This is a genomic window from Enterobacillus tribolii, assembly GCF_003363015.1.
GTDB classification, from domain to species: Bacteria; Pseudomonadota; Gammaproteobacteria; order Enterobacterales; family Enterobacteriaceae; genus Enterobacillus; species Enterobacillus tribolii.
On the sequence record NZ_QRAP01000002.1, the window covers coordinates 293522 to 318212 of the forward strand.

The 24691-nt window shown below is 57.4% G+C and carries 20 protein-coding genes; 18 read left to right on the forward strand and 2 right to left on the reverse strand.

The features are described from left to right. Window positions 1-17: 17 nt before the first annotated feature. The 10 genes from C8D90_RS06095 (at window position 18) to C8D90_RS06140 (ending at window position 12442) form a co-directional block, all read left to right on the forward strand. Window positions 18-1082 carry an ATP-grasp domain-containing protein gene (locus tag C8D90_RS06095; RefSeq protein ID WP_115457536.1) on the forward strand — a complete coding sequence of 355 codons (1065 nt, stop codon included), beginning with the start codon at window positions 18-20 and terminating at the stop codon, window positions 1080-1082. Further along, window positions 1076-2212: a phosphoribosyltransferase domain-containing protein gene (locus C8D90_RS06100; RefSeq protein WP_376744979.1), complete on the forward strand. Its 1137-nt coding sequence runs from the start codon at window positions 1076-1078 to the stop codon at window positions 2210-2212. The genes C8D90_RS06095 and C8D90_RS06100 overlap by 7 nt, the downstream gene beginning before the upstream one ends. Beyond that, window positions 2205-2987 (forward strand): HAD family hydrolase, encoded by a 783-nt coding sequence (locus C8D90_RS06105; RefSeq protein WP_115457538.1) that lies wholly within the window; start codon window positions 2205-2207, stop codon window positions 2985-2987. The genes C8D90_RS06100 and C8D90_RS06105 overlap by 8 nt, the downstream gene beginning before the upstream one ends. Further along, complete coding sequence (locus tag C8D90_RS06110) at window positions 2980-4059, forward strand: cysteine protease StiP family protein (protein WP_115457539.1); 1080 nt, start codon at window positions 2980-2982, stop codon at window positions 4057-4059. Before C8D90_RS06105 ends, C8D90_RS06110 begins: the two co-directional genes overlap by 8 nt. Further along, entirely contained in the window at window positions 4059-4997 is a 939-nt protein-coding gene (locus C8D90_RS06115) for an HpcH/HpaI aldolase/citrate lyase family protein (protein WP_115457540.1), read from the forward strand. Before C8D90_RS06110 ends, C8D90_RS06115 begins: the two co-directional genes overlap by 1 nt. Window positions 4998-5244: 247 nt before the next feature. Further along, entirely contained in the window at window positions 5245-5724 is a 480-nt protein-coding gene (locus C8D90_RS06120) for a tellurium resistance protein TerW (RefSeq protein WP_115457541.1), read from the forward strand. A gap of 553 nt (window positions 5725-6277) precedes the next feature. After that, the gene (locus C8D90_RS06125) at window positions 6278-8422 is read left to right on the forward strand and encodes a TonB-dependent receptor domain-containing protein (RefSeq protein ID WP_230472962.1); all 2145 of its coding nucleotides are present in this window, start codon (window positions 6278-6280) and stop codon (window positions 8420-8422) included. A 367-nt stretch (window positions 8423-8789) separates the two neighbouring features. Next, on the forward strand, window positions 8790-10196 hold the full coding sequence (locus C8D90_RS06130) for a glycoside-pentoside-hexuronide (GPH):cation symporter (RefSeq protein WP_115457543.1): 1407 nt from the start codon (window positions 8790-8792) through the stop codon (window positions 10194-10196). Continuing rightward, window positions 10196-11146, forward strand: coding sequence for a glycoside hydrolase family 43 protein (locus C8D90_RS06135; protein ID WP_115457544.1), 951 nt, complete (start codon window positions 10196-10198; stop codon window positions 11144-11146). Before C8D90_RS06130 ends, C8D90_RS06135 begins: the two co-directional genes overlap by 1 nt. A gap of 153 nt (window positions 11147-11299) precedes the next feature. Next, the gene (locus C8D90_RS06140) at window positions 11300-12442 is read left to right on the forward strand and encodes a trypsin-like peptidase domain-containing protein (RefSeq protein WP_115457545.1); all 1143 of its coding nucleotides are present in this window, start codon (window positions 11300-11302) and stop codon (window positions 12440-12442) included. Between the two features lie 106 nt (window positions 12443-12548). Here the strand turns inward: C8D90_RS06140 and C8D90_RS06145 are convergent, their stop codons facing one another. After that, the gene (locus C8D90_RS06145) at window positions 12549-13103 is read right to left on the reverse strand and encodes a DUF4240 domain-containing protein (RefSeq protein WP_115457546.1); all 555 of its coding nucleotides are present in this window, start codon (window positions 13101-13103) and stop codon (window positions 12549-12551) included. A gap of 288 nt (window positions 13104-13391) precedes the next feature. Between C8D90_RS06145 and C8D90_RS06155 the strand changes: the two genes are divergently transcribed. From C8D90_RS06155 to fbpC, 6 genes are all read left to right on the forward strand, one after another. Then, complete coding sequence (locus C8D90_RS06155; RefSeq protein ID WP_115457548.1) at window positions 13392-14021, forward strand: response regulator transcription factor; 630 nt, start codon at window positions 13392-13394, stop codon at window positions 14019-14021. Further along, window positions 14022-15572 (forward strand): MASE1 domain-containing sensor histidine kinase, encoded by a 1551-nt coding sequence (locus tag C8D90_RS06160; RefSeq protein WP_115457549.1) that lies wholly within the window; start codon window positions 14022-14024, stop codon window positions 15570-15572. 86 nt (window positions 15573-15658) lie between these two features. Then, entirely contained in the window at window positions 15659-16990 is a 1332-nt protein-coding gene (gene uhpC / locus C8D90_RS06165) for an MFS transporter family glucose-6-phosphate receptor UhpC (RefSeq protein ID WP_115457550.1), read from the forward strand. 20 nt (window positions 16991-17010) lie between these two features. Continuing rightward, window positions 17011-18042, forward strand: coding sequence for an ABC transporter substrate-binding protein (locus tag C8D90_RS06170; protein WP_115457551.1), 1032 nt, complete (start codon window positions 17011-17013; stop codon window positions 18040-18042). Between the two features lie 54 nt (window positions 18043-18096). Then, the gene (locus C8D90_RS06175) at window positions 18097-20175 is read left to right on the forward strand and encodes an ABC transporter permease (RefSeq protein ID WP_115457552.1); all 2079 of its coding nucleotides are present in this window, start codon (window positions 18097-18099) and stop codon (window positions 20173-20175) included. 15 nt (window positions 20176-20190) lie between these two features. Next, window positions 20191-21237: a ferric ABC transporter ATP-binding protein gene (fbpC, locus tag C8D90_RS06180; RefSeq protein ID WP_115457553.1), complete on the forward strand. Its 1047-nt coding sequence runs from the start codon at window positions 20191-20193 to the stop codon at window positions 21235-21237. Window positions 21238-21270: 33 nt separating this feature from the next. On the opposite strand, the gene C8D90_RS06185 is transcribed toward fbpC, so the two are convergent. After that, window positions 21271-22764: a DKNYY domain-containing protein gene (locus C8D90_RS06185; protein WP_162844368.1), complete on the reverse strand. Its 1494-nt coding sequence runs from the start codon at window positions 22762-22764 to the stop codon at window positions 21271-21273. Between the two features lie 778 nt (window positions 22765-23542). Here C8D90_RS06185 and C8D90_RS06190 point away from each other — a divergent pair. Together C8D90_RS06190 and C8D90_RS06195 are read left to right on the forward strand one after the other, a co-directional pair. Further along, entirely contained in the window at window positions 23543-24085 is a 543-nt protein-coding gene (locus C8D90_RS06190; protein WP_115457555.1) for a fimbrial protein, read from the forward strand. Window positions 24086-24141: 56 nt separating this feature from the next. Continuing rightward, window positions 24142-24678 carry a fimbrial protein gene (locus C8D90_RS06195; protein WP_115457556.1) on the forward strand — a complete coding sequence of 179 codons (537 nt, stop codon included), beginning with the start codon at window positions 24142-24144 and terminating at the stop codon, window positions 24676-24678. Window positions 24679-24691 lie beyond the last annotated feature (13 nt).

Below are 24691 nucleotides of genomic sequence, written 5' to 3' on the forward strand. Positions count from 1 at the left end.
GCAGGGATATATGCTGAATGAATAAAAGAATTTGGTTCACGGAGGGTTTATCGTCGCAGAAAGACGTTATTTCCTGCGTTAAACACTTGGCCCACGCCTATCCCGGCGCCCTGACCGTCTTTGCTTCCCATCGTTATCCGAGGAATGAAATACTTTCCGCCGCGGACCATGCCTGCCTCGAACCGCAGTCAGCCGACGCGCGTTTTCCCTTTATCGAGTCGATGGTGCGCGAGCACGGCATCAGCGTTATTCACAGCGGTAAAAACAGCCTATGGTACGAGAGCCAGCGTGAGCGAATCAGCGCGTTGGGCGTGCGTTTAACCACCGGGGCGACGGGGGCACGCTGGTTTGAAATGGCTGACGATAAAGTCAGCTTCGCCCGTTTTATGGAGCAAAACGGACTGCCGGTCGTGCCTTCCCTGATTATTGAAAGCGCGCAAGCGCTGCGTCAGGCGTTGGCCGACGCGCCGTTCGGCGATCTTCCAGTGTGCATTAAGCCGGTGCGCGGAATCTACGGCATGGGTTTCTGGCGTTTCGACAGCGCGGCTTCGCCGATGAGCGCGTTATATAACCCGGATAAGCGCCGGATTCACCCCGATCTCTATTTGCACGCCATGGCGCAAGAGCCTGCGCCGGAGCCGATGGTGTTCATGCCTTATCTGCCCGGCCCGGAGTATTCCGTGGATATTCTGGCTGAGGACGGCGAACCCGTCGCTGCCGTTGCGCGCCGTAAAGAGGGCTCGCACCAGTATCTGGAAAATTCGGGCGCGGCGTATGAACTGGCGCTGGCCTGCGCCCGCTGTTTACACGCGGACGGCCTGGTCAACGTGCAAACCCGCAACGACCAGAACGGAAATCCCTTATTGCTGGAAATTAACCTGCGTCCTTCCGGCGGCATCGGTTATACCCGCTTCAGCGGCGTGAACCTGCCGGGGCTGTTTGCCCTGCGTCAGGCGGACATCATCGATCGCCAGGAGGCGGCGAACATGGCGCGCGCGGCGTTTAAGCCTGCCGTTGTACGTTCGTTTTCCGACGTGCAACCGTACGACGAGACGCTGCATAACCTGGTGGTGCCATCATGACGCATGATAACGATATTTATCGCCGCACCCTCTCTTCGGGTACGCTGACGGTGGTGCCCGCTGACGGCGGCGTGGCGTTGGACGCGCTGTTTGACATCGCGGAGCGGCGTAACCCCAAGCGGGCTTTTCTGTTCGTCAGCAAAGTGCTCGGGCGCCATATTCCCGTCAGCCCGGCGACGATGCGCGGCGTTTACCGGCAACTGGCCGGGCGGATCCCGGCGGATTTACCCTCGCCGCTGCTGTTTATCGGCATGGCGGAAACCGCCGTCGGCCTTGGCGCCGGTGTTTTTCAGACGGCGCGCGCGGCATACCCGGACTCCGTTTACCTGTCGTCCACCCGCCATCCGGTGGACGGCGAGCTGCTGTGCGAATTCAAAGAGAACCACAGCCATGCCACCGATCACCTGATTTACCGGCCCGCCGACGCGCAGATGCGCAGCCGGGCCGAGAATGCGCGCACCCTGGTGCTGATCGATGACGAGGCGACTACCGGCAATACCTTCATCAACCTGCTTGACGCGCTGCGTCAGGCGGGGCTGACGCAGGTGGAGCGCGTGGTGGTGGTTACGCTGACCGACTGGAGCGGCGACGGCATTGCGCAGCGGTGCCCGCTGCCGGTGACCACGATTTCCCTGGTGCAGGGAAGCTGGCATTGGGAGCCGGATCCGCAGGCGCCGCTGCCGCAAATGCCGGCGGTGAACGTCACGGCGCGGGGCGACGTCGCCATTACGGGCGCGCAGTGCTGGGGGCGGCTGGGCATGACGGAAAGCGACGTTACGTTCGGCGCCTGGCTGCATATGGAGCCAGGCGAGCGCGTTCTGGTGCTGGGGTCGGGTGAGTTCGTCTGGCAACCTTTCCTGCTGGCGGAACGTCTGGAGCGGCTGGGGACGCAGGTGCGTTTCAGCTGTACTACCCGCTCGCCGATTGCCGAAGGGTACGCCATCGCGTCGGCGATTTCTTTTGCCGACAACTACGGGCTGGGCATCCCCAACTTTTTGTATAACGTGACGCACCAGTCGTTCGACCGCGTGTTGTTGTGTATTGAAACCCCGGAAGAGTCGGTCGATCCGGCATTGCTGGCGCAGTTGCGGCGCGTTGCCCCGCGGGTGGAGGTGATTACCTGTGAGTAAACCGGTTTTTTTTGCCGATTTGGACGATACCCTGTTTCAGACGCGCCGTAAGATGCAAGATGAACTGGGCGAGACGCCGTTTCGCTGTGCGGCGTTGGATCGCAGCCTGGCGCCGCGCAGTTTCATGACGCAGGAACAGGCGATGATGGTGGACTGGCTGCTGGAGCACGCGGAGCTGATTCCGGTGACGGCGCGCGGAACGGAAGAAACCGCCAGGGTACAGATTCCGTTTCACTCCTGGCGGGTGATGACGCACGGCGCCGTGATCCTCACGCCGCAGGGCGAAGCCGATGCGGCGTGGCAGGCACACATGCTGGCCGGGCTGGCGCCCTACCGTGAACGGCTGCTGAGCATGGAGAGCGGGATCAACGCGCTGATGGCGCAGCGGGGTATCAATGCCTGGGCGCGGCTGAATTACGAATACGACGGCACGCCCGTCTACATGGTGATGAAGCACCGCGACAGCACCCAAACAGCCGAACTGTACGCGCTGGCGGACGAGCTGAAAGCGCAGTTCCCGACCGAAGGATTCTATTTTCACCGCAACGGCAACAACGTTGCCTGGCTGCCCGACTGCGTGGAAAAAGGGCAGGCGGTGATCTGGCTGCTGGAAAAACTGCGTGCGCAGCGCGGGGTATTCCCGGTGATGGGGCTGGGCGACAGCCTGAGCGACTACCGCTTCATGCGGCACTGCACCTGGTTTGGTATACCGCGCCGCAGTCAGTTTTCTCACTTTATTACCGAACATCTTTACGGGAAGGAATCCGATGATTAGTCAGAACCCTTTTTCCGGATCGTATCATCCTGACGACATTCGTTTTTTGCTGCGTCCGGTCGAGATCGACATGACGCCGACAGACGTGAAGGAGCAACTGATTCAGTCCGGCGCCCGCCATTATTCCGACATGCTCAGCCATGAACCGGCGCCCACGGCGTTCCATCTGGATATTTTCGCCAAAGCCCTGGAGCAGGGCGCGGACCGGCTGGCGCGCGAAGTGATGATGCTGGCGAAGGCGCTGACGGAACGCCTCGGCGACAGGCCGATCGTGCTGGCGAGTCTGGTGCGCGCGGGCGTGCCTCTCGGCGTGATGCTGCATCAGGCGCTGCGCGCGATGGGGCGGGTTTCTTACCACTACGGCATCAGCATTATCCGCGATCGCGGCATTGATGAAACAGCGCTGCGTTATATCGAAGAAAAACACGGTACGGACGGACTGGTGTTCGTCGATGGCTGGACAGGGAAGGGGGCCATCACCGGCCAGCTGCGCGCGTCGCTCGACGGGCGCCCCGGCTATGCGGGCATTCCGCGGCTGGTGGTGCTGGCCGATCCCTGCGGCTGTTCCTGGCTCTCCGCCACCGATGATGACTGGCTGATCCCCTTCGGCATCATGGGGGCGCCCGTCTCCGGGCTGGTATCGCGCTCGCTGTGGTCGCAGGAAGGGCTTCACGGCTGTGTGATTTGCGATCATCTGCGGGAATATGAATGCAGCCGCCATCTGGTGGACACCGTAGCGGCACGGCGCGGGCAGCTTGACGTTTCCGCCGTGCCGGCCAGCGACTGGAAGCCTGAAGAGAAGTCGCCGTTGCAGGCGCTCAGCCGGCGCGTGGTGGGCGACCTGGCGCGGGAGTATGACATCAGCAGCATCAACCGGATCAAGCCAGGGATAGCCGAAGCCACGCGCGCCGTGCTGCGCCGCGTGCCGGATCACGTGCTGGTCAGGGAGATAGACGATCCTGACGTCAGCCTGCTGGTCTACCTGGCGCGCCAGAAAGGGATTGCCATTACCGAAGCCGGCGATCGTCTCGGCCAATACCGTGCCGTAACCATAATCAAGAAGGTGATTTGATGAAAAGGACCCCGTCTCCTAACCGGCTCGGCGCCACGTTGTATATGCCGGCGACGCGGCCGGATCTCGCCGAGGTCGTGCTGCACAATAAGATCCCCGGCCTGCGTTCCCTGGTGTTCTGCCTGGAGGACGCGGTGAGCGACAAAGATGTCGGGATGGCGCTGGAGAACCTGCGCACGGCGCTGCCGACGCTGGCGGCGCAGATGTCGTCGTGCCCGGAGCGGCCGCTGCTGTTCATCCGCCCGCGTCATGCGGAGATGGGCGCACAACTGACCGGCGAGTTTTGCCTGGATGCCGTGGACGGCTTCGTGCTGCCCAAATTTACCCATGCCAGCATGGAAGCGTGGTGGCGTGTCATGGCGAATACGCACCTGTGCATGATGCCGACGCTGGAGACGGAGGAAGTTTTTGACGTCAAACAGATGACCGGGCTGGCGGATGCGCTGGACGCACACCCCTGCCATGAGCGCATCATCGCTCTGCGCATCGGCGGCAACGATCTGATGAACGTGATTTCCATGCGTCGCTCCCGTGATTTTACGCTGTATGACGGCCCGATGGGGTACATCATCAAGATGCTGGTGGCCGTGTTCGGCGCCCGTAATTATGCGCTGACCGCGCCGGTGTGCGAGCATATCGACGATCTTCAGTTGCTGAAGAAAGAGCTGGCGCTGGACGTCGCTCACGGGCTGGTTGGCAAAACGGCCATCCACCCGAACCAGATTGACGTTATTCAGCGGGCGCTGATGGTTACGCCCGGCGATCACGCCGATGCGCTGCGTATCCTGAACTCCACGCAGGCCGTGTTTAAATCGCAGGGGGCAATGTGCGAGCCCGCCACGCACAAGCGCTGGGCACTGACGGTGCTGGAGCGTGCCCAGCATTATGGGATCGTGAGCGCCAGCGGAGAAACGGCGAGGGTAGCGCCTGCAAAGTAGCGTGTGATTTAGCGCGCGTTGAGATTCTGGCGGGTAGAATCGCCGCCGGGCAGGATAGCTCTGCTGTCCATGCCTGAATCTGGGCGATGCGTGAAATACGTATTTTTCTGGTAAATAATTATATAAGCGTATTACGGATTGTACTTCATGATGTTTATACGCTATAAATCCCGGCTTGATGGCACGGAAGGGTTTTCGTGTATTAAGCTAAATATTTTAAGGTTATTCTGAGGCGCGTTAACTACCGATGTTATTAAATCATAAACAGCAACGACACTTTACGCTGGCCTTGTTATTGGGAACGGGAAAACCCGTCAGCGCGGAAAAAATCAGGCGGGAACTTGATTGTTCAGGGCCGACGCTGACCCGTACCTTAAAAGAAATCCGGGATACATATTCCGCAGAAATAAAATACAGTAAGAGTTCTCATTCTTATCAGCTTTCAGACAAAGGCTCGCTGAATGCCAAAGTGTTGCGCCGGATGCGGGATGAGCTGACGGAGCACATCACGCTGAAAAATCAGGGCAATGAACCCACCAACGCCATCACGCTGGATAAAGAAAAAAAGCGCGTGGTGTCGCTGTCGTTGCGTTTATCCGTGCTGCGTAAAATTGATACCACCGTGAACCTGCAGGAACTGACGCGCAGCGACGTCGTGGAGTATCTGGTTGAGAATTATATTGATGATCTGCTGATGCGGATGAATCAGGCTAAAATAAAACGTTGAGCAGCTTGTTTTACTCTTTCCCTGTCAATTCCTTCGTTTTTCATGAATCGTTTCCCTGCTAAAAAGTGGGGGGAATAAGAGACCATGCTGTTTTTCCCGCACAGAAAAAACGGTCATTTCATGTGCGTTTTTCATTCGAAACAAAACCGCTATAGATAAATAAGCAAGAATCATCTTTGCTTTGTATGAATATTTTTTATAAGTATGTAAGTATATTTATTGTAATTAATTATAAATACGGAATTTATATTTAAGACAACGCCATTTACCATCCCGTAACACAGGTGCAACGTGCCCTCCGCGATGTTTCCCCTTTTATCCGTTTGGCGGGGAAATGATGACCGATACAAAAAATCTTATTCCCTGGTTTTCCTTCCTTTTCATTGTGTTAATCCCACATTAAATGTGATGTTCATCATGTTTGGTGCATCAATCGTGTTGATAATCATTATCATGATCAGTTACATTTGCATTCCCGCGAGGAACTTCTCACGGCACTCACATAACGATAACGAATGTTCTATGAAAACCATTTACTGATATGGAGAAATGGATGTCAGTACGTAATGTAAAACCTTTGGTGAAGGCCGGACTTCTCACACCGCTTCTTGGCTTGGGTTTTCCCGCAGGCGCGGAAACCGAAGTGCAGGGGAATAATGATGATGTGATGGTGGTTACTGCATCGGCCATCGAACAACGGCTGAAATCCGCACCGGCGAGTATTTCCGTGATTACCGCGGAAGATCTTGAGAAAGACGTCGGTAAATCGGCGACTGACCTGGCTGACGTGCTTGAGCGGGTCGCCGGCGTTACAAAAGCTATCGGCACTGACGTCAGCTCCGGGGTGCAAATCCGCGGGATGCCGGCGTCTTATACCCTGCTGCTGGTAGACGGCAAACGCATTGGCTCCAGTAACGGCCTTAAATCGACACAGCAGAACTATTTTGACGATATTAACTGGATCCCGCTGGAGTCCATCGAGCGTATCGAAGTGGTGCGCGGGCCGATGTCCTCCCTCTATGGCTCTGACGCCATGGGCGGGGTGGTTAACATCATTACCAAAAAAAATGGCAAGAAATGGAGCGGCGCGCTGACCGTCGGCACCCGCCAGCCGGAAGAATCCAGCCGCGGCGACACCACCACCTACACCGGCAGCATTGGCGGCCCGCTGGGTTATGGCTTTGACCTGCGCCTCAACGGTTCATGGAACAAACGCGACGCTGACCGCACCGATACCGGCTCCCTGCGCTGGGGCAGCGGGCGTGAAGGTAAAAAAGTGTACAGCTACGGCGCGGAACTGGGCTGGGACATCAACGACAATCACCGGATCTCGGTTTCCACCCTGCAGGGTACGGAGCAGGGGATCCAGGGTTCCACCAATGATGGCGAACTGGTTGGCCTGCGCGGCGTTTCCCGTCTGGAAAGGGAAAACTACTCCGTGGATTACCGCGGCTTGTTTGATATCGGCAGCGCCAAGCTGGCCGCTTATGAAAACAAATACAAAAACTCCGCGTCTAACGTACCGATCGTCTCCAACGGTGTGGCGGTCGGCAGTGAAGACACCAAGTTGTGGGGCAAAGAAAAAATTATCGAAGGCGATTTCAACCTGCCGTTCGAATTCATTTTGCCGCACAGCCTGACCATTGGCGGTCAGTGGAAGAAAGAAGAACTGAACAACCCGCGTTCTATCGGTTCAAACCCGGATGCCTCCTCCACCTACGGCTCCCACTATGGCTCCACCATCAGCAAAGGGATTTTCGTAGAAGATCAGATCAACCTTCTGGATGAGCTGACCCTGACGCTCGGCGTGCGCCGTGACTTTACCGACTACGGAAACAACACGACGCCGAGAGCTTACCTGGCATGGGAAGCGACGGAGTACCTGACCCTGAAGGGCGGTTACTCCGAAGGCTTCAAGGCGCCGACCATCCGTCAGGCCAGCCTGGGCTTTATTGAGGAATCGAAAGGCGCGGGCTGTAATGGCTATGCGGATTATACCGGCGGCGGCTGCTACACCGTCGGTAACAGCAACCTGAAAGCGGAGAAGTCGGAGAACTGGGAAATCGGCGCGCTGTTCGACTATGAAGGCTGGGGAGCCGGGCTGACCTTCTTTGACAGCCGCTTTAAAGATAAGATCTCCTCGTCGCCCATCGGCTACATTCCCGGCGACACTTCAGGCCGCTACTGGCTGGAGCGTGTGAACCTGGACTCCGCCCGTACTCAGGGCGTAGAGGGCAGCCTGACGGTGCCGATCATCAGCGAGCCGGTAGCTCCCTGGCTGAACAAGCTGTCGCTGACCAACACTTTCACCCGCATGATCAAGGCGGAAGACTCGCAGGGCGTTATGCTGGTGACCACGCCGAAGCTGGCGACCTACTCGTCGCTGGACTGGCAGGTGAATGATGACATCAGCGCCTCCTTCACGGCCCAGTATTACGGTAAGATGCTGGGGCTGAACAGCAAGGCGGATCAGGCTTCGCGCGGCTCTACGGCGACCGCACGTATTCGTAACAGCTACTTCATTTACGGGTTGTCCGGGCAGTTTAAGGCAACGAAGAACCTGAAGTTTAACGCCGGTATCGATAACCTGTTCGATAAGGACCCGGTTACCGATAATCCGTCGGGCAGTGCGAGCAGCGGGAATAACTATTACATTCCCGGCCGGACGTTCTATGCGTCAATGACGGCGTCGTTTTAAGTCGCGGGCCGGGAGAAGGGCTACCCTCTCCCGGCTTTTTCTTTGTAAAGCCGCGACGTTCACATCCGGGATTCGTCCATGACATTTACAGGCCCAGCGAAGAGAGGCCGTTTCCGCCTTTGACGTATTCCTGAATTTTTCTGTGCGGGTTTCAACGGCTTTGCCGTGCGATAAATACAGTAATGGGTATTTTTTAACATAAATTCATCAGAGCGAATGATGAATTTGGCCGCTTCTCTGTTTGTTACCTTCCTCACAGTTTCCTTCTGACGACGACTTTATCCATATCGTTGCCGTTATCCTGCAACGCACTTTGCCGCTAATCAGAAAATAATCCTTCCATACCGTAACAGGAAGGAGACCTTCGATGGACAACAGTAAACTGTCGGTAAGAGAGAAAATTGGCTACGGCATGGGTGATGCGGGATGTAATATTATCTTCGGCGCCATCATGCTGTTCGTTAACTATTTTTATACCGATATCTTTGGCCTGGCGCCCGCCCTGGTCGGCGTGCTGCTGCTTTCCGTGCGTGTGATTGATGCGGTCACCGATCCGATTATGGGGGCGCTCGCCGACCGTACGCGCAGCAAATGGGGGCGCTTTCGTCCATGGCTGCTGTGGATTGCCTTTCCCTACGCACTATTCAGCGTACTGATGTTTACTACGCCGGACTGGAGCTACAGCAACAAAGTTATTTATGCCTTCGTGACGTACTTCCTGCTGTCGGTCACCTATACCGCCATCAATATTCCGTATTGTTCGCTCGGCAGCGTGATCACCAACGATCCCAAAGAGCGCGTCGCCTGCCAGTCTTACCGCTTCGTGATGGTGGGGATCGCGACGCTGATTCTGTCGCTCACGTTATTGCCGATGGCCGACTGGTTCGGCGGCGCTGACAAAGCCAAAGGCTACCAGATGGCGATGACCGTGCTGGCGCTGGTAGGCATGTGCATGTTCCTGTTTTGCTTCGCCACGGTGCGCGAACGCGTGCGTCCTGCGGTTCAGACCAACGATGAGCTGAAGCAGGATCTCAAGGACGTGTGGAAGAACGACCAGTGGGTGCGCATTCTGCTGCTGACGCTGTGTAATGTTTGCCCCGGCTTTATCCGCATGGCGGCGACGATGTATTACGTCACCTGGGTGATGCAGCAAAGCACCCAGTTCGCCACGCTGTTCATCAGCCTCGGCGTGGTCGGCATGATGATCGGCAGCATGCTGGCGAAGGTGCTGACCGACCGCTGGTGCAAGCTGAAGGTGTTCTTCTGGACCAACATCGCATTGGCGATTTTCTCCTGCGCTTTCTATTTCTTCGATCCGCAGGCCACGGTGATGATCGTCGTGCTTTATTTCCTGCTGAACATTCTGCATCAGGTGCCGTCGCCGCTGCACTGGTCGCTGATGGCCGACGTGGATGACTACGGCGAGTGGAAGACGGGCAAACGCATCACCGGCATCAGTTTTTCCGGCAACCTTTTCTTCCTGAAGGTAGGCCTGGCGGTGGCCGGCGCGATGGTTGGTTTCCTGCTCTCCTGGTACGGATACGACGCCGGCGCGAAGGTGCAGAGCGCCAGCGCGCTTAACGGTATTGTGTTGTTGTTCAGCATCATTCCGGGCATCGGCTATCTCATCACCGCGGGCGTGGTTCGCCTGCTGAAGGTGGATCGCGAGCTGATGCTGCGGATACAAACCGATCTGGAAAAGCGGCGCAATAATTACCGCGAGCTGAATGATTACCAGGAACTGAAAGCGACTGAAAACCTGAGGAAAGCGTAATGAACGACTGGCCGAATCCCTTTATTGAACAGCGCGCCGATCCGTTTATTCTGCGCCATGACGGAAACTACTATTTCATCGCCTCGGTGCCTGAGTACGATCGCCTGGAGATCCGCCGCGCGCCGACGCTTTCCGGCCTGCGCGCAGCCCAACCGGTGGTGGTGTGGCGTAAGCCGGAAAGCGGGCCGATGAGCAAGCTGATCTGGGCGCCGGAACTGCACGTTATCGACGGAAAATGGATCATCTATTTTGCCGCCGCCCATACTGAGGCGCTGGATCATCTGGGAATGTTCCAGCACCGCATGTTTGCGCTGGAGTGCGCCGACGCCGATCCGCTCAGCGGTCGCTGGACGGAAAAAGGTCAGGTGAAAACGCACCATGACACCTTCGCCCTGGACGCCACCACCTTCCGCCATCAGGGCAAGCAGTGGTACCTGTGGGCGCAGAAAGCGCCGGACATTCCCGGCAATTCCAATCTTTACCTGGCCGAGCTGGAAAACCCGTGGACGATTAAAGGCGAGCCGGTGCTGCTCAGCAAGCCGGAGTATGAGTGGGAGTGCCGCGGATTTCTGGTCAATGAGGGGCCGGCGGTGATTACCCACGGCGACCGGCTGTTCATCAGTTATTCCGCCAGCGCCACGGATGAAAATTACTGTATGGGGCTGCTGTGGATCGATCTTGCAGCGGACATGCGCGACGCGGCGAACTGGCATAAGTCCCCGCAGCCGGTGTTCGGCACCAGTTATGAAAACCGGCAGTACGGGCCGGGCCACAACAGCTTTACGCAAACGCCGCAGGGGGAAGATGTTCTGGTTTACCACGCCCGCAATTACACCGAAATTGAGGGCGATCCGCTGTATGATCCCAACCGCCACACGCGGCTGAAAATGGTGCGCTGGAAAGAGGACGGCATGCCGGATTTCGGCATTCCGCTGGCGGACTCCCCCTGATCCCCGTGCGCTGTGCTTTCGGGCGGCGCCGGGATAATTAAAATAAGGTTATCCTTTTGAATCCAGTTAGTTAAGTGCGAGCTGACGCCGTTGCAAATTTTTCTTTCAACGGCGATACTTCCGAAAAACGTTTGCAGGGAGAGGCAGGACACTATGCGACAGCTCGCAGCCGGCGAAAATATTGAATTACTCCACCCGGAAGGGACATGGTCGGTGGAGTGCGGCGTACCTTCTATGTTCGGGGCGCATGCGGCGGTAGCCCTGCTGCCCGTTGACGACAAAAAGCAGGCAACCGGCGCTCCTGCGTTGCTGCACGATGAACAGTCGTGGATGGAGTGGAGCGGCGACGCCAACAAGGTCAGCTGTTTCCTGCGTCCGGCCCAATTGCCGGGCAACAGCCAGCGCGTGCTGGTGGTGATTTATACCTATGCCTCCAAACGCCCGGTGCGCGATCTGCGCAGCATACACCTCAGCCTGCCGGATGATGTGGAGTACCGCGTTAATCTGGGTGAAAACGGCGAGTCGGCGATTATCATCGGCGAATTTTACCTGCGCCAGGGCAAGTGGAAATTCCGCGCGCTGGCGGAAGGTTCCGCTTACGGCCTTTCGGCGCTGGGGCGGCGTCTCAACCTGGAGATCAACGATCGCCGTCCGGGCGAGGAGTCGCCGGATTCTGAAGGCGGGCACGAACGTCCTTCTTCCGCCACAGGCACCGCGTTTGCCATTGACGGCACCCATCTGATGACCTGCGCGCACGTGATCGAAGATATGGAAACCCTGTACGTCCGTTCTTTCGACGGGCGCTTCAGGGTGGAGGCCGTTAAGGTCGATCCGCATAACGACATCGCCCTGCTGCGGATTCAGGGGGCGCCGGTGCTTAAGCCGGTCGTGTTCCGCGAGCGCGGTCATTGCGATCTGGCGGAAAATGTCATCGCCCTCGGCTTCCCGCTGTCCGGCATTTCCGGCGACGGCATTCAGGTTACGCAGGGCGGCGTGTCCGGCATGTTCGGCCCGGAAAACGACGTCACCAAGTTGCAGTTTACCGCGCCGATCCAGCCCGGCTCCAGCGGCAGCCCGCTGTTTGACGGCCAGGGACGGGTTATCGGCATGGTCACCTCGACGATCCGCGGCGCGCAGAACATGAACTATGCGGTGAAATCCGTGCTGCTGACCGCCTTCCTCGACGCCTGCCGTCTCTCACCGGGCTTCTCTTCCTCGCAGGATACGCTGAGCGCGGCGGAAGTGACCCGGCAGGTACAGAGCTCGGTGTGGTTGCTGGAAGCGAGTAACGGCTGAGGCGCGGATCAAAAGCCGGATTAGCGGATAACGCGTGGCCCGTCAGGGCCACGCGTGCATCTGGTTATCATTCATTCCCCGGCGCGGAGCCGGTTTCTGTCGGCAGTCAGCCGAATTTTTCGCTGAGCCTCGGCACTACGGACGCCAAATCGTCCTCATCCCAGTCTGTGTTGATATCTTCCGCATAATGGATTTCCGCGGTGATCTCCCGCAACTCATCGTCGCTCAGGGGATGCGCGTCATATTCCGTACGGAATTTAGTGTAGTCGCGCTGTGCCATATTCATTTTTTTGAAGTAGGCCATATAGCCCAGGCCAAGCATATCCTCATAAAAGGCTTCGTCCATTTCGACGTCAACGTCGGCCAGGCTGTCGGGATCGGCCAGCGCCTGCATGAACACCGCTTTTCCCTGTGCGGTCAGCCAGCCGCGGAAATAATCGAAACCGTCGTCGCTGCAACCGCCGTTAATGGTGTAAGCCGCTGCCCACAGCTTATTTTTGTATGACAGCCGCTGATAAGCATTGAATAACTGCTGCCAGCGCATGATGTCGCTTACGTCCAGTGCGGCGAGCCTGAGGGTCAGTACCGGAGCGATATCGTCGGACGGTGCGGCTTCGGCACGCGCATCGTCGATCATCTGCCAAAAACGTGATTTATCCATTTGAATAGCCTCATTTCCCTGTAAAAAGTTTCCTATAAATCTATAGCGTCGGGTGGCTCTCCTCAATCCGGCCCGTTCGGTTTTGCGTTCGTTATCTCACTTACATATTCACTACATATTCACCGCCTCTTTACGATGCCCGCTATGCCCGAAACGAAATCCGGCCTCCGGCTTTCCAAATCCTTCCTGCTTTTGTTACCTTCATTCCATAATCCCTTCCAAATCATTGCCTCCCCTCTATTCAGCGGCATGATAGACAAAACAGGATTGCTAAAAAGGCTGCAAAAAATGATAGGAGTCATCCTTGTTGACGACCATGTCGTCGTCCGCTCCGGCTTCGCCCAACTGCTCAGCCTGGAAGAGGACATCGAGGTTCTCGGCCAATACAGCAGCGCTGCCGAAGCCTGGCCGGCTTTGCTGCGCCCGCAGGTGGACGTGGCGGTGCTGGATATCGCGATGCCGGATGAAAACGGGCTGAGCCTGCTCAGGCGCCTGCGTCGTCAGCGCCCGGATTTTCGCGCCATTATTCTGAGCATCTACGACAGCGCGGCCTTCGTGCAAAGCGCGCTGGACGGCGGCGCCGGCGGTTACCTGACCAAGCGCTGCGGCCCGGAGGAGCTGGTGCAGGCGGTGCGTTCGGTCGGGCTGGGCGGGCACTATCTGTGCTCTGACGCGCTGCGGGCGCTGCGTGGCGATACCCAGCCGGCGAAAGTGCTGGAAGTGCTCACGCCGCGCGAACGCGAGGTTTTCGAGCTGCTGGTGAAAGGCGAAAGCGTCAAGGCCATTGCGGCGCAGCTGGATCTCAGCCATAAAACCGTGCACGTCCACCGCGCCAACGTGTTGGGCAAGTTGCAGTGCGCCACCACTATCGAGCTGGTGCACTTCGCCCTCGATCACCAGCTGCTGACGGGGCAATAGATGTCCTTTTTACGCCGCCCGCTGGTGCTGTCGCTGTTTATCATTCTGGCCTGGGGGCTGAGCTGGATTACGCTGTGGAGCGTCAGCTTTTACCTGACCCATAACGGCCAGCAGGCCGCGCTGTTGCTGCCGCACGGCGTTCATCTGGCTCTGCTGATCCTGCTGTCGCGGCGCTATTGGCCCGCGCTGCTGTTGCCGGAGATGCTGCTGTCCGTCTGGTTGCATCAGGAACAACTGATGGTTGGCTATCTGATGGCGCTGGCTCCGTTGATCGACCTGCTGCCCGCCTTGTTGGTGCAGCGTTACTGGCACCGTTTCCCGCTTTACTGGCAGCGGCTGATGCTGCTGCTGGCGGCGGTGACCGGGTCGGCGCTGCTGAACACCCTGCTGTTGTCCCCGTTTATCGCCAGTCCGGCGACCTATGTGCTGCTGGCGACGTTCACCGGCGGCGTGCTGCTGACGCCGTTTGCCTATCTGGTGTTTGAATATCTGCGCCATCAGCACCGTAATATTCTGCTGGGTATGGATACCCGTAATCCGCCGCTGCGCACCTCGCTGATCGTCTGGTGCAGTCTGTTTTTTATCATCGGCATCGGCACGCAGATGGTGCTGTCGCCGGAGATTGAGCGCCTGCTGTTGATCGTGGTGTTTTTGCCCAACGTGGTGATGGCGTGGAAATTCGGCTGGCAGGGCGGAGTGCTGGCGGCATTGCTTGGCAGCATGATGATCACCATTGCCCGTCAGATCGGCAGCGGGTTCAATGACCTGATGGAACTGGAGATTTTTCTCTCTACGCAGGCGCTGCTTGGCATCGGGCTGGGGATCGCGATCAGCCGCCAGGAGCATCTGGTCAGCAATCTCTACCACTACCGGCGGCGGCTGGAGGTTGAATTACAGGCGCGGCGCGAACTGACCGAAAAACTGGTGCATGCCGAAGAGAACACGCGTAAGCACCTGGCTCATGAACTGCACGATGAGATCGGCCAGAACATCACCGCCATTCAGATTCAGTCTCAACTGGTGAAACGCAGCGGGGAGCACCCCGGCGCGTTGCAGGCTGCCGAGCAAATCAGCGATTTGGCGCGCCGCATTCACCTTTCCACCCGCCAGCTGCTGCGCCAGTTGCGGCCTCCTATCCTCGACGAAATGGCGGCGGAAGACGCTCTGCACCACCTGGTGAAAGAGTTTGCTTTCGCCGAACGCGGCATCACCTGCCGCTTTAACTACCAGCTCGCCGCGCCGCCTGATAATGAAACGGTAACGTTTACCCTTTACCGCCTGTTGCAGGAACTGCTGAACAACGTGTGCAAGCACGCGCAGGCCAGTGAAGTAGAGATTACCCTGGCGGATCGTCCGGGCGGCATTTATCTGGAGGTGCGCGACAACGGCGTCGGCATCAGCCCGCAAAGCGCGCACAGTATTTCCGGATTTGGCATCCAGGGGATGAGCGAGCGGGTCAGGGCGCTGGGCGGCGAACTTCAGCTGGAAAACCGGAACGGCACGCGGGTGAGTGTTAACCTGCCCACACTTTTGCCACAAAAACCGCTCTAGCTAGGAAAAAGTCCTACCCCGCTCGGACATTCTCTCATCCCCTTTAACGCCGCGTTTCCTATAGTCAGCGAAAGACGGAGAAATATATGGATCAACCAGGCCTGTCCCGCAGCGACATTGACAGACGCTATCGTCACTGGCGGCTGCATCTGCTGTTTTCCATGGTGGTGGGATACGCCGCGTTTTACCTGACGCGCAAGAGCGTCAATTTCGTGTTACCCGCCCTGCAGCTCGATCTGGGATTGAGCAAAAGCGACATCGGGCTGATGGGATCGCTGTTTTACCTGACCTACGGCCTGTCGAAATTCGTCGCCGGCCTGTGGCATGACCATCGCCGCCGCAGCCGCTTTATGGGGCGCGGATTGCTGGCGACCGGGGTACTGAACATCCTGTTTGCGTTCGGCGATAACCTGGTTGTGCTGCTGATTATCTGGACGCTGAACGGCTTTTTTCAGGGCTGGGGGTGGCCGGCCTGCGCGCGCATCCTGACCCACTGGTACTCGCGTAACGAACGTGGCTTCTGGTGGGGATGCTGGAACATGTCAATCAACATCGGCGGCGCGGTTATTCCGCTGATTTGCGCCCTGGCCGCCCAGTGGTGGGGATGGCAGGCGGCGATGCTGGCGCCCGGCATCATCAGTTCGCTGATCGGACTGTGGCTGTGCAAGCAGTTACGCGGTACGCCGCAGGAGGAGGGGCTGCCCTCGGTGGGCGAGTGGCGGCGCGATCCGCTGGAACTGCGCCAGGAGCGGCTCAGCCCGCCGATGCCGCTGTGGCAGATGCTGCGCGCCACGATGTGGCGCAACCCGATGATTTGGCTGCTCGGCGCGTCATATGTTCTGGTGTACCTGATTCGTATCGCGCTTAACGACTGGGGCAATCTGTGGCTGTCGGAGGCGCACGGCGCCAATCTGCTGAGCGCCAACGCCACGGTAATGCTGTTTGAAATCGGCGGATTACTGGGCGCGCTGTTTGCCGGCTGGGGTTCCGACCTGCTGTTCAGCGGCCAGCGGGCGCCGATGATCCTGTTGTTCGCCCTCGGCCTGATGGGCGCGGTGAGCGCGCTGTGGCTGGCGCCGGTACACCATTACGGGCTGTTGGCGGTGTGCTTTTTCGCCACCGGTTTTTTCGTTTTCGGCCCGCAGATGCTGATTGGCCTGGCGGGAGTGGAGTGCGGGCACAAAGGCGCAGCCGGCTCGATTACCGGCTTTCTCGGCCTGTTCGCCTACCTCGGGGCGGCGCTGGCGGGATGGCCGCTGTCGCAATTGATAGAACATTATGGCTGGCCGGGCATGTTCATTCTGCTCTCGGTAGCCGCCGTGATGATTGGCTTACTGCTGATGCCGCTGTTAATGGCCGGGATCGGCACTCAGGACCGCAACGCCGCGGATTCGGCGAACATAACTCAGAACGCTTGATACATAAAAGGATAACGATAATGAAAAGAACCTCAGTTTCCCTCTTGGTCGCATCAGGACTCGCCCTTGCCATGCTGAGCGGCGCCGCTCACGCCAAAGGGCGTCTGGTGGTGTATTGCAGCGCCACAAACGAGATGTGCGAAGCGGAAACCAAAGCCTTCGGCGAGAAGTATGACGTGAAAACGTCGTTCATCCGCAACGGCTCCGGCAGTACGCTGGCGAAGGTTGATGCAGAGAAGAAAAACCCGCAGGCCGACGTCTGGTACGGCGGTACGCTGGACCCGCAGTCCCAGGCCGGTGAAATGGGCCTGCTGGAGGCTTACAAATCGCCTAATCTTGAGCAGATCATGACCCAGTTCCGCGATCCGGCCAAGTTGAAAGGCAACTACTCTTCGGCGGTGTACGTCGGCATTCTGGGCTTCGGCGTTAACACCCAACGCCTGAAAGAGAAGAACCTGCCGGTGCCGAAGTGCTGGAAAGATCTCACCAAGCCGGAATTCAAGGGCGAAATCCAGATTGCGGACCCGCAAAGCTCCGGCACCGCTTACACCGCGCTGGCGACCTTCGTGCAACTGTGGGGCGAAGATCAGGCGTTTGATTACCTCAAGCAGCTTAACGTCAATATTTCCCAATACACCAAGTCCGGTATCGCGCCGGCGCGTAACGCCGCGCGCGGCGAAGCCGCTATCGGTATCGGCTTCCTGCACGATTACTCGCTGGAAAAAGATCAGGGCGCACCGCTGGAGCTGATTTCTCCGTGCGAAGGCACCGGTTATGAAATCGGCGGCGTCAGCATCCTGAAAGGGGCGCGTAACATGGACAACGCCAAGCTGTTCGTGGACTGGGTGCTCTCTAAAGATGCGCAGGAACTCTCCTGGCAGAAAGGCAAGTCTTACCAGATTCTGACCAACACCACAGCGGAAACCTCACCGCTGTCGCTCAAGCTCGAAGACCTGAAACTGATCAACTACGACATGGATAAGTATGGTTCGACCGATGTGCGTAAGGCATTGATCAGCAAATGGGTTTCCGAAGTGAAGATGGGTAAGTAATCGCCGCGGGCGGCGCTGGCCGCCCGCTTCTTTTTCCTGCCCGGTGAGGCGCTTATGTCTGATACATTACTTTTGCGAACCACGCAGAAGCGGGATGCTGTTTTCTGGTGGATCGCGCTCGGCTGGTTGGCGTTTGCCCTGCTGCCCAGCTGGAGCCTGGATTATGGCCTGCTGGAATCGACCTCCGACGAGATTCTGGCATCCTATGGTTGGTCGGGGCTGAACGTCAGCCTGTTGTGGTACGTGCTGCCGAGCCTGCTGTTGCTGCGGCCGCTGCGTGAACCGGCGCGTGAACAACGCAGCCGTCATCGCCTGGATGCCGTTTGGGCGGTGATCTGTATGGCTTTTGTGGTGGTGAGCGCCACGCTGGAAGGGCGCGGCCTCGGCTACGCCACCATCGTGCTGTTCATCGCGCTTGGCGCGATCGTCACGCTGGCGCTGACCCGGCTGGAGTGGCTGGGCGGCGACCGTTTCGTGATCGGATCGCTGATCGCCATTATTGCGCTGATCGGCGTGTTTATCGTTTGGCCGAGCGTGGCGATCTTTATCCCCATGTTTACCACCGACACCGGAGAATTTGCGCCGCTGGCGTTTATGAACGTGCTGTCGCAGGCGCATATCGTTCAGGTCATTATCAACTCGATCCTGTTGTCGATCGCGGTGGGCATCGGTTGTACCTTCTTTGGCCTGGTGCTGGCGATCTATACCACCCGTATCGCCAAGCGCAGCGCTATTATCGGCCGCGTGTTTTCCATTCTGCCTATCGTTACGCCGCCGTTCGTGGTCGGGCTGGGGGTGACGCTGATGATGGGGCGCTCCGGCTATGTCACCGAGTTTATGGCGACCTGGTTCGGGTTAACCAACACCAACTGGCTGTATGGCTTTACCGGCATCTGGCTGGCGCAGGTGCTGGCGTTTACCCCGATGGCGTTTATGATCCTCGACGGGGCGATCAAAACCATTCACCCGTCACTGGAAGAAGCCTCCTACACCCTGCGCGCCAACCGCTGGCAGACCTTTACCCAGGTATTCCTGCCGCTGCTGAAACCGGCGCTGGCTAACGCGTTCCTGATCGTGATCGTGCAATCGCTGGCGGACTTCAGTAACCCGCTGGTGCTGGGCGGTAACTTTGACGTGCTGGCGACCCAGATTTACTTCTACATCACCGGTTCGCAGCTCGACTATCAGGCCGCCAGTACCCTCGGCGTGTTCCTGTTGCTGTTCTCACTGCTGGTGTTCTGCATTCAGTACATGTGGATCGGCAAACGTTCTTACGTCACCGTATCCGGCAAGTCTTACCGCGGTGACGTGCAGCCGCTGCCGGTGGTGCTGGTGTGGAGCGTGGTGGCGTTACTGGCGGTCTGGATTGCCTTCAACGCCCTGCTGTACGGCAGCATTTTCTACGGCAGTTTCACCGTCAACTGGGGCGTGGACTACACGCTGACGCTGGACAACTTCATCAAGCTGTTCGGCCAGGGCATGAGCGACGGCGCATGGCCTTCACTGCTTGATACCCTGTTGTATGCCGGCATCGCCGCGCCGATCACCGCATTCTTCGGCCTGTTGATCGCCTGGGTTGTGGTGCGCCAGCAGTTTACCGGTAAGAAAGCCATCGAGTTCACCACCATGCTGTGCTTCGCTGTGCCGGGCACCGTAGCGGGCGTCTCTTACATTCTGGCGTTCAACAGCGCGCCGGTGTACCTGACGGGCACCGCGGCGATCGTCATCATCTCGATGGTGATGCGTAACGTGCCGGTGGGGATTCGTGCCGGGATTGCCGGGCTGGGGCAGATCGATAAATCGCTGGATGAGGCGTCGCTCAGCCTGCGCGCCGGATCGCTGCGCACCATCATCAACATTCTGTTGCCGCTGTTGCGCCCGGCGATCCTCTCCGCGTTGATTTACAGCTTTGTACGCGCCATTACCACGGTCAGCGCCATCGTGTTCCTGGTCACACCGGACACCCGCGTTGCGACGGCGTACATCCTGAACCGCGTGGAAGACGGCGAATACGGGGTAGCGATCGCCTATGGCTCGATCCTGATCGTCGTGATGCTGGCGATCATCTTCATCTTTGACTGGCTGATCGGCGAAGCGCGCGTTTCCCGCTCGAAAGCCAAGAACCAGGCTTAATCACGGAGCTTAACCATGACACAACACCACTTTGTTGAATTACGGAATGTCACGAAACGGTTCGGCACCAACACCGTGATTGACAATATTAACCTGGCTATCCCGCGCGGCGAGATGGTGACCCTGCTCGGCCCGTCAGGCTGCGGCAAGACCACCGTGCTGCGCCTGGTAGCGGGGCTGGAGAAGCCCAGCGAAGGGCAGATCTTTATCGACGGCGAAGACGTGACCCAGCGTTCCATCCAGCAGCGCGATATCTGTATGGTGTTCCAGTCTTATGCCCTGTTCCCGCATATGTCGCTGGGCGAGAACATTGGCTACGGCCTGAAAATGCTCGGTACGCCGAAGGCGGAGATCCGCGAGCGGGTGAAAGAAGCGCTGGCGCTGGTGGATCTGGAAGGGTTCGGCGATCGTTATGTCGATCAGATCTCCGGCGGGCAGCAGCAGCGCGTGGCGCTGGCGCGCGCGCTGATCCTCAAGCCGAAGGTGCTGTTGTTTGACGAGCCGCTCAGTAACCTCGACGCCAACCTGCGCCGCAGCATGCGCGATAAGATCCGCGAGTTGCAGAAGCAGTTTGATATCACTTCGCTGTATGTCACCCACGATCAGAGCGAAGCGTTCGCCGTTTCGGATCAGGTTCTGGTGATGAACAAAGGCCACATCATGCAGATTGGTTCGCCGCAGGCGCTGTACCGCCAGCCGGCCTCGCGTTTTATGGCCAGCTTTATGGGGGATGCCAACCTGTTTCCAGCGCGTTTCAGCGAGGCGAGCGTGGAGATCCATGGTTACCGTTTGCCGCGTCCGGCGCACTTCCGCGCCCAGGGCGAGGGAACGGTCGGCGTACGCCCGGAGGCAATAACGCTGGGCAGTCAGGGCGAAGAGAGCCAGCGCTGCGAGATCCGCCATGTCTCCTACATGGGGCCGCAGTACGAGGTTATCGTGGCGTGGCACGGGCAGGAAATCCTGCTGCAGGTGAATGCCACCCGCCTGCAGCCGGAAGCCGGTGAAAGCTACTTCCTGGAGATTCACCCCTATGGCATGTTCGTTTTGGAGGATGCCGCCTGAGTCTGACCCGCCCCTCTCCATCCCGGAGAGGGGCTACCGTTTACGCATTTTGCCCCACAGCCGCACCATGTTGCCCACCACGGCCAGAACAATCAGCCCGTAAAACAGCCAGTGGAAAGCCACGCTGGTTTTCCGGTACACCGTCTTCGCCTGCAATAATTCCCGGTGAGCGGGCGGCGTCAGTTTCCCGTTACGTACCAGTTTGCGAATCACCGAAGTACCGATATCTGCGGGCTGCAGGAGCGCCAGGGTCTCCCGGTCAGCGATGCGATAAATCGGGCCGGAATCGGTCAGGGTGTCGCCTGTCAGGTCGAAATACCAGAGCGATGCTCCATTCTGCCAAAGTGAGCCAAAAACACCTCCGCGAACGTCGCCGATTTTCTGCCATTCTCCGGTTAGCTCGTCCATGAATTGGTAGATATGCGTAGAACGGGATATCAGACCGGGGTTGCGGCGAGAACCCCAGCGCTCCGATGCCTGAAGGTAAAGCAGGTGCTGACCGTCCCAAAAAATATAAGGAGAGAGGGCGGTAAAATCCCCGGTCGCGGCGGTATCGCCATGGGTGAAAATATTATCGCCCATCCGTTTAACCTCGCCGCTTTGCCCGTCGTAATAGAAAAGCCCGTCCCTGCTGGTGAATAACAGATGATATATGTGTTGCTCGGCGCGGGTCAGCGGGTAGTACGGTTGATGAGTGCTATCAAACGGCAGGTCCGCGGCGTAAACAGCGCCGCTGCGTGGATCATAAAGGTAGGGCGTCTGGCTGGTAAGACGGCTGACGTTAAGTTCCTGCAGCTCCCGGTGCCCGGCGAGCGCCAGCCGGGCAGCGTGATGGTAAACATTCCGGCCGTCGGTGAAATAGGTGCTGCTGGGGCGTTCACCGCTGCGGGAGGGCGCCATAACAGGCCGCAGGGCTGCCGGATCAGCCTGTTCCATCAGTTGTCCGCGGTAATAAGCCCGTGTTCCGTCGGTGATCAGGTTCGCGCCAGGCAATGGGCGGTATGGAACCTCACTTTCCGGCAACAGCGCGAACGGATAAAGATAGCTTTGCGGCTTCGTGCCGTATCCCCACTGATGAAGGATGATCTGTAACGCCTCCTCCAGTTTGCCGAGTTCAGGATTGCGGGTTGTTGAGTAACTGCAATACGCGCTTTGTTTGCCATCACTGAAATAATTATTGCCCAGAACGCGGACATGTGTCGCATCCAGCCCGGGTATCACCCGGTTACCGCAATAGACATGGTTTTTATCTTTACCGACCTGATGATCGGAATGGGTCGCGCCGGGCAACAGCGTGAACGTGTCAGGATCCGCGATATCGATTTTGTAATAACCGTTGCTGGGAACGGCGGCATAGACGCTGCCCTTGTAACGTTTATAAATCCCGCCGTAGTTTTCGCCTGACTGGCTGATGTCGTGACTCTCATTGTTTTTTACCGATAAGAATAATGAGCAAAACAGCAGGACAGAAAAGCCACACGCCAGCAGCACTAAACCTATCGCTATCCTTTTCGAAACGGGTTTCATATTGGTCTTCCTTGCAATGGGAGCCATGGCGCGCCAAATGCGCCAGGCTCTTTTTTCATCATACCTCTTGGCGTCAGATTGGCGTGCTAAAAATTATTTAAATGTATGAGTTAAAAATTCAATAAAGTTTCTCTTAAGTTTATATATAAGAAAGTGGCGCTTTTTACGGTGGGGGGAATATTGGATTGTTGCGGAGTTAAAATATATGAAACTTATATTTTCACAATGGCATGTGTTGTTCTTTTTGATATGGGTAAGCAAGGTTTACTTAGCAGGCCAATAATCCTTAATGATATAGTACCACCCAATTCAAACGGCTTAGGATAATTCTCATGTTGTGAGGAATTTCCTATAACGAATTGATTTTAATGAATTTTTAATTTTAATTGTTTGTGGTTGGTGTTAGTAAAGCATTATTTGTCAGACGTTTCTCGTATTTGCTTTCTTTAAAGATTTATATTCTTAATTTATTTCTTTTTAAAGACTAAATGTTGAAAATTAATTAAAGGTTGTTATTATTTATTGCCTCTTGTGAGCAAGAAAGCAACAAACCGCACTTTTTTTTATCTCCCGTCGGTTACGTTGGTTCATCATCGTTCTCACAGGTAATAAAACCTGAATAATCCGGCGTGAATATATTCTCATGCGGGAAAAGGTTTATTTTAAATACGTGTAAGGCTGAAGTTTGCGTTTATTTACGCAGGGGCTTCTTTTAGCAAAATGACAGCCTTGCCAAGGACAAAATAACGCGAGAGTCGCGTATTATCAGGAGCAAAAAATGAAAAAGACATTTGTGGCAGCAATGGTTGCAGGGATCTCCGCGATGGCTGCTGTCCACAGTGCCAGTGCTGCAACGGTTAATGGAGGAAACGTTAGTTTTAAAGGTGAGGTGGTGAATGCCGCTTGCGCCGTGGATTCCAACTCCAGCAATCAGACTGTCAACATGGGGCAGGTACGTCTGGCCGAACTCGGCAAAGCCGCAGGTACGCAAGCCAGCTCCCGTACGCCGTTCTCCATTCAGTTGAACGACTGCGATCCAACCGTTTCTGCTGCGACGCAGGTTGTTTTTAACGGCATTCCGGCAGAAAGCAATCCGTCAGTATTGCACGCGGGGCAGGGCAGTTCATCCGCCACCGGCGTTGGCATTCAGATCTTCGACAACAGTGGCAAACCCGTCGCGTTGGGTAAGCCATCTGGCAAAGTGACGCTGATTGATGGCGTGAATGTGCTGCAATTCCAGTCCGGGTTCATCTCTACTTCCGATGCGCCGACCGCTGGTGACGCCAGCGCAACGGCTAACTTTACGCTGACCTACTCGTAATAGAACGGCGCAGGCCGGGAGTGTGGCTTCCGGCTCGCCGCACGGAAAGCAAGAACATGAAAACGGGAAATCACGGTCGGGTTATGGCGGCGCTGATGTCGCTGTTTTGTGTTCCGGCGCCGGCATTGACCGTACACGGCGGCAGCGTCAATTTTCGGGCCGACGTCGTGGACGCGCCCTGCAGCGTGGCGCTGGAAAGCCGTGAATTGCAGGTCGATCTCGGCCAGGTCAGAAGTAATCAGTTTGGCGCGATGGGAAGTTACAGCGGCATAACGCCGTTTACTCTGGTGTTGGAAAACTGTTCTGCCTCAGTAAGCACTCAGGTAGGCGTCGGGTTTTCCGGCGTGGCAGACGGTAAAGATCCGCTGATCCTGGCGGCGGGCAAAGGCAGTAATGCCGCGCACGGAATTGGCATCGGCATTTTCGATCACCGGGGTGATCTGATCCCTATCAATACAGAAGCCTTCTCGCCGGTCGCGTTGCAGGAAGGGGAGAACCGGCTTCAGTTTTTCGCCCGCTACCGCTCAACCGCGCGTCAGGTAACGGCCGGCGACGCCAGCGCGGTGGCCAGTTTCAATCTGACCTATCAGTAAGCCGCGGCTGAAT

What these genes read in the sequence shown, in the direction of transcription:
- C8D90_RS06160 (WP_115457549.1), top strand. Translation starts at nt 14,022, where the DNA reads ATGTCCTTTTTACGCCGCCCGCTGGTGCTGTCGCTGTTTATCATTCTG.
- fbpC (WP_115457553.1), top strand. Translation starts at nt 20,191, where the DNA reads ATGACACAACACCACTTTGTTGAATTACGGAATGTCACGAAACGGTTC.
- C8D90_RS06125 (WP_230472962.1), top strand. Translation starts at nt 6,278, where the DNA reads ATGTCAGTACGTAATGTAAAACCTTTGGTGAAGGCCGGACTTCTCACA.
- C8D90_RS06155 (WP_115457548.1), top strand. Translation starts at nt 13,392, where the DNA reads ATGATAGGAGTCATCCTTGTTGACGACCATGTCGTCGTCCGCTCCGGC.
- C8D90_RS06130 (WP_115457543.1), top strand. Translation starts at nt 8,790, where the DNA reads ATGGACAACAGTAAACTGTCGGTAAGAGAGAAAATTGGCTACGGCATG.
- C8D90_RS06135 (WP_115457544.1), top strand. Translation starts at nt 10,196, where the DNA reads ATGAACGACTGGCCGAATCCCTTTATTGAACAGCGCGCCGATCCGTTT.
- C8D90_RS06110 (WP_115457539.1), top strand. Translation starts at nt 2,980, where the DNA reads ATGATTAGTCAGAACCCTTTTTCCGGATCGTATCATCCTGACGACATT.
- C8D90_RS06145 (WP_115457546.1), bottom strand. Translation starts at nt 13,103, where the DNA reads ATGGATAAATCACGTTTTTGGCAGATGATCGACGATGCGCGTGCCGAA.
- C8D90_RS06190 (WP_115457555.1), top strand. Translation starts at nt 23,543, where the DNA reads ATGAAAAAGACATTTGTGGCAGCAATGGTTGCAGGGATCTCCGCGATG.
- C8D90_RS06185 (WP_162844368.1), bottom strand. Translation starts at nt 22,764, where the DNA reads ATGAAACCCGTTTCGAAAAGGATAGCGATAGGTTTAGTGCTGCTGGCG.
- C8D90_RS06195 (WP_115457556.1), top strand. Translation starts at nt 24,142, where the DNA reads ATGAAAACGGGAAATCACGGTCGGGTTATGGCGGCGCTGATGTCGCTG.
- C8D90_RS06175 (WP_115457552.1), top strand. Translation starts at nt 18,097, where the DNA reads ATGTCTGATACATTACTTTTGCGAACCACGCAGAAGCGGGATGCTGTT.
- C8D90_RS06115 (WP_115457540.1), top strand. Translation starts at nt 4,059, where the DNA reads ATGAAAAGGACCCCGTCTCCTAACCGGCTCGGCGCCACGTTGTATATG.
- C8D90_RS06170 (WP_115457551.1), top strand. Translation starts at nt 17,011, where the DNA reads ATGAAAAGAACCTCAGTTTCCCTCTTGGTCGCATCAGGACTCGCCCTT.
- C8D90_RS06120 (WP_115457541.1), top strand. Translation starts at nt 5,245, where the DNA reads ATGTTATTAAATCATAAACAGCAACGACACTTTACGCTGGCCTTGTTA.
- uhpC (WP_115457550.1), top strand. Translation starts at nt 15,659, where the DNA reads ATGGATCAACCAGGCCTGTCCCGCAGCGACATTGACAGACGCTATCGT.
- C8D90_RS06140 (WP_115457545.1), top strand. Translation starts at nt 11,300, where the DNA reads ATGCGACAGCTCGCAGCCGGCGAAAATATTGAATTACTCCACCCGGAA.
- C8D90_RS06095 (WP_115457536.1), top strand. Translation starts at nt 18, where the DNA reads ATGAATAAAAGAATTTGGTTCACGGAGGGTTTATCGTCGCAGAAAGAC.